Here is a 4,818-nt window from a genome sequence, read left to right on the forward strand (position 1 = left end):
CGCTTTTATCAACAAGGTATGCGGGCCGCAACCCTTATACAGTCTATCTCGTAGACCTTTTTGTCACCCCCCCAGGTCAAGGGGGTTGAGCAATTACAATTGTAGATAGGATAAATCAATGTGATAGGACTATTCGCCGACGCTATACGAACGATTTAAGTTGTGTCTCATAGAGCGATAGGAAGGAAAGATTATTGGTAAAAGTCGTTCCTACAAGGACTGCGGTTTGTAGTAAGGATTTCAGTTATTTATTTACCTAATACCAAATCAGGCTTTGATATCCCATTAATTCTTTAGTCCGTGAAGGACGTTCGTCAAAGCGAATATTTTTCGCAGATTAAAGTTTGTGTAGACGACGCGGTTTCAGCCGTCGTCTTATCTACAAATTCTGTAGGCTAAAGGGCCAAAGAAGGACTGCTTCTTCTTCTTCTTTCCTTTCCTTCGCATCAGACAGGACAAAATCGGTTCATTTAATATTACGACCTATTAGTTATTATTCTGATACAACCGGATGCGATATTATCTACAAACCAGGGAAACCAATTACTGTAAAATCCTCTTGAGTGATGAGATTAGCTGGCACACCCTTGAGGCTAGCTAAGGAATCGTGTAAAAATAACTTGATAAACTATTTCATTGTTCTAGGACTAATTTGATAGTTCCACTCACCATGAAAAACGTCCTTGGATATCTCAATCGCATTAAAATCTTCGTCGGACACTTTAATTCCAATTTCATAGTGATTTTTGTCTAATTCAGCAGATACCTGTAAACCTTCAAAGGTGGTAGTATGACTAATTAGATTGACAATTATCATCAGGCTTTCCAAGGGTCGTCCGCGCCAGTTTTGAGTGATGTGGCAAAATAAACGATGTTCAATACGATTCCACTTGCTAGTTCCCGGTGGAAAATGACACACATGAACGGTTAATCCTGTTTCATCCGCAAATTCCTGCAATTTTAGCTTCCACAGCCGACTACGATAGCCATTACTGCCGCCACAGTCGGCGGTAATCAGTAGCTCTTGACTGTGTTGATACAAGGGTTTTCCCATATTTTGCCACCACTGACGAATCGTCTCAACTGCAAATGCTGCTGTGTCGTGGTCGATCCCGATGCTGACCCAAGCTTGATTGTGGCGCAAGTCATATACTCCATACGGAATCGCCTTTCCTAATTCTGGGTCGATAAAGTCATGGGTTTTGACCTCGGTTGGTGATGCCGTTGGTTCCCACTCAACCCCTGCATTTTTGAAGTTACCCACTAATTCTTTCTTTTTCGTATCGACAGAGATGACTGGTGCTGACATCATCTGAAACTCTCGCACTCTGCGGTTGATGTGCACAAATTGTCGATCTCGATCAGGGTGATGTTTTCCTTCTTGGGTTTTCCGATTACCTTGTAAACTGTAGCCCATATCTTTGAGTAAGGTCGCAACAGTCTTGCTACAAATCTGATGTCCCATCGCCTGTAGCTCCCAAGCTAGTTTAACGACACTTTTACAACTCCACCGCAAGGGTGATTCTGGGTCACCACGACTTGTTGGTTCCACCAAGGAGTCCAAATCTTGCTTGAGGCTGGCATCCTTTTGGGTCAATGCTTTGCGTCCACCACCTCTGGAACGGAGCATCCCTGCTGGCACTCGGCTGTCACTGGACCCGGCCAATTCTCCTAGCCCTGATCTAATCGTATTGTGGCTCAATCCAGTTGCCTCTGACACCGAAGTAATTCCACCGTAGCCTAGTCCTAACGCTTCAGTTGCTGCCCAAATTCTTCGTGTCTGTTCGTTTAAGTAAGGACTGATCTGCTGATACTTATCTCGAATATTGATAATTGCGTCCTGTTTGAGCATAATTTCCAGCCCCATTCGCCTCGATCATCTAAAAGCATAAGATGTATGGGAACCCATCTTTCTGCGAGCGCCAAGTTACGCAACTTATATTTACATGACTCCTAAGATTTGATTGGTGTTGGCAATTTTGATAAAAGTTGTAGTGTTTTCTTCAACTATACTGAGTAGATCGACTGTTAACCCTCCCGTTAAAATTAATAAATCTTCACCTTGCGTAAAATCAGTGATTACATCGGGGCCTTCACCCGCAGTCAAGAAAAAGTAATCGCGCCCGCTTCCCCCTTGCAGCGTATCGTTTCCGAAGTCTCCCATCAACCAGTCGTTGCCCATTCCTCCAATCAAAGTATCATCACCCTTACCACCGTACAGAGTATCGCTACCGTCACCGCCGCACAATTGATCGGCATCTTGATTACCAAAAATTAAATCATTGCCACTGCCGCCGCACAAATAATCTTGTTGACTGCTAGCATCCGCCGCGATATTGTCAATATCTCCGAAAATCGTATCCTCGCCCTCGACACCGCAGATGCTGTCATTTCCCAAATCTCCAAATAGCAAATCATTTCCCAAATCGCCACAAATTATATCGTTATCTTTGCCGCCGTGTAAGGTATCATTGTCCTCGCCCCCAGCAAGAGTATCTTCGCTTTCTTGTCCGTATAAAACGTCGTTGCCCTTATTGCCAAAAAGCAAATCTTTTCCTGTCAAGTCACCGTCAGACGTATCAGAAATGCCACCAAATAAACTGTCATTACCTTCGTCGCCAAGTAGGGTATCGTTGCCTTTGTCGCCCCAAACTACGTCATTATCTTTGCCTGCGATCGCCACATCACGATCTTTACCCGCATAAATGATGTCATTCCCAGCGTGGCCGACGAGATAGTCGTTATTTTCGTTGCCAAATAGGGTGTCGCTGTCTACATCCGCGCCAACATTAACTGGGCTAGCAATGCCACCGTAAATATTGTCGTTGCCGAGAAAGCCATTTAGCAAGTCGCTGCCGTTGAAACCGTTGATGATGTCATTAATATCGCTGCCGGTTAGAGTATCTTTACCGTCAGTACCGTTGAGAGTATTTTCAGGGATATTCGGGCCGGGAATGGAAGTGCGATCGGGTAAAGTTATTCGATCGCACATACAGTCTTCCGAAGCAGCAGGAATTAGCGCAGGTGTAGGGTTTCGGCTGTTGGAGATGTGGTTGGGGCGATCGAATTCTGATTGGCGATCGGCGTTTCACCAGTTTTAGCCGTCGGAATTGGAGTTTCCCCAGGTGTCGGTGTCGGAATTGGTGTCGGAGTTTTCCCAGGCGTCGGAGTTTCCCCAGGTGTCGGAGTCGGAATTGGCGTCGGTGTGGGAATTGGAGTTTCCCCAGGCGTCGGCGTCGGTGTGGGAATTGGAGTTTCCCCAGGCGTCGGCGTCGGTGTGGGAATTGGAGTTTCCCCAGGTGTCGGAGTCGGAATTGGCGTCGGTGTGGGAATTGGAGTTTCCCCAGGTGTCGGAGTCGGAATTGGCGTCGGAGTTTCCGCAGGTGTCGGAGTCGGAATTGGCGTCGGAGTTTCCGCAGGTGTCGGAGTCGGAGTCGGAGTTGTATCTACAATAGTCAAAATAGCACTAGAAATCGCTCCTAAATCGGCTCCGTTAGTGGGATTATTCAGAGTTACATTAACAGTTTCATCCTCTTCTATTACCAAATCATCAACAATTGGAATCGTGAAACTTTGAGTGGTTTCGCCAATGCCAAAACTTAATGTTCCCGATATCTGGTTATAATCGCTGCCAGCATTAGCAGTGCCATTACTTGTAGTGTAACTGACAGCAGCCACATTAGTAGCATCAGTACGAGTAACAGTAATTGTGGCAAATTGATCGTTTTCATTAACGCTGTAATTGGCGTTACTGAAGTTAAATGTGCCTGGATTGGTGAGATTAATAATGAACGCTTGGGTGTCAGAAGTATCGAGCCCTTCGTTCTCTATACCGCCATTATCTCTCAGGTTTAGAGTGATATTAGCACTGCCGATCGCCCCGGCACCGGTGTAAAGGTTAGCGTCCCCACCGAGTCGATCGCCGGTGGTACACTAAACAAAGCAGCATTATCATTCCCTACCACTTCAAAAGCCAGAGTTTGTCCCGATTCGTTGGCCGGGCCTGGAGAAATCGCAGCCGCCCATCCGGGGATGGTTTGTGGCCCCGAATTGCTGCTGAGAGTGCGATCGCCTCATTTGACAAACCAAGGTGCATCGTTGACAGGATTAACTGCGATCGAACTTGTTAAACTATTAGTGCTAAACGGCGTTGTTCCACCAGTAACTGAAGCATTGACGCCCGCAGTACCGTTACCCACTCCGTTACTTCCATCCCACGCCCGAAAAGTAATTGTTGGTTCGCTTCCAGGGGTAGTGTAATAGTCTGGGTTCGGTACAAAGCGAACTTTCGCAGGCGTTTCCAGGGAAACCCGCGTCAGGTTGATGTTAGCTTGGGCTGAGGTTGTGTCATCACCGAGGAATAGAAAATTAGTAGTTTCGTAAGGATCGGTCTGGTCGCTAAATCCTGAATAATCGCGCAGCGGGCCGGTTAGTATGATATCGCTGCCATCGGAAAGAAAGTAATTGTCACCTTGAACTCTGAGAGTGTAGTTAGTAGCAATATTGGTGTTATAAGGAACATTCTCTGCTGCAACAAATAAGCCTTTGGTTTGTCCGCCTGGGTTGGGAGTTATGCCGTCGCCTTGTGCAAAGATATTGCCAGAAGTTGCAGATAACTGCTGGAAACCGATTTCAATGGCTTTGCGATCGCTAGTAACGGCAACAATGCTAAAACCCGCCCGATTTTGATTAGTGCGGGATTCCGAGATAATTTGGAGATTAAAAGACAAGCTAAAGCCTGTATAGCAATCCTAAATGATTTTCTAGACCTAGAGCAATCCTAATTAATTTTTTCCGTGCAATTATATTTATGTATTT

Annotated in this window: 4 protein-coding genes; all 4 read right to left on the reverse strand. The window is 45.9% G+C overall.

Annotated elements, in window-relative coordinates; translation table 11 throughout:
* Positions 1-628: 628 nt before the first annotated feature.
* Complete coding sequence (locus QUA33_RS27580; protein ID WP_333152883.1) at positions 629-1,852, reverse strand: ISAzo13 family transposase; 1,224 nt, start codon at positions 1,850-1,852, stop codon at positions 629-631.
* A gap of 90 nt (positions 1,853-1,942) precedes the next feature.
* Positions 1,943-2,992, reverse strand: coding sequence for a calcium-binding protein (locus tag QUA33_RS27585; RefSeq protein WP_333152885.1), 1,050 nt, complete (start codon positions 2,990-2,992; stop codon positions 1,943-1,945).
* A 23-nt stretch (positions 2,993-3,015) separates the two neighbouring features.
* Entirely contained in the window at positions 3,016-3,876 is an 861-nt protein-coding gene (locus tag QUA33_RS27590) for a Calx-beta domain-containing protein (RefSeq protein ID WP_333152889.1), read from the reverse strand.
* A gap of 197 nt (positions 3,877-4,073) precedes the next feature.
* Complete coding sequence (locus tag QUA33_RS27595) at positions 4,074-4,730, reverse strand: choice-of-anchor Y domain-containing protein (protein WP_333152887.1); 657 nt, start codon at positions 4,728-4,730, stop codon at positions 4,074-4,076.
* Positions 4,731-4,818 lie beyond the last annotated feature (88 nt).

It is taken from the genome of Microcoleus sp. Pol14D4 (assembly GCF_036701245.1).
Classification (GTDB): domain Bacteria; phylum Cyanobacteriota; class Cyanobacteriia; order Cyanobacteriales; family Microcoleaceae; genus Microcoleus.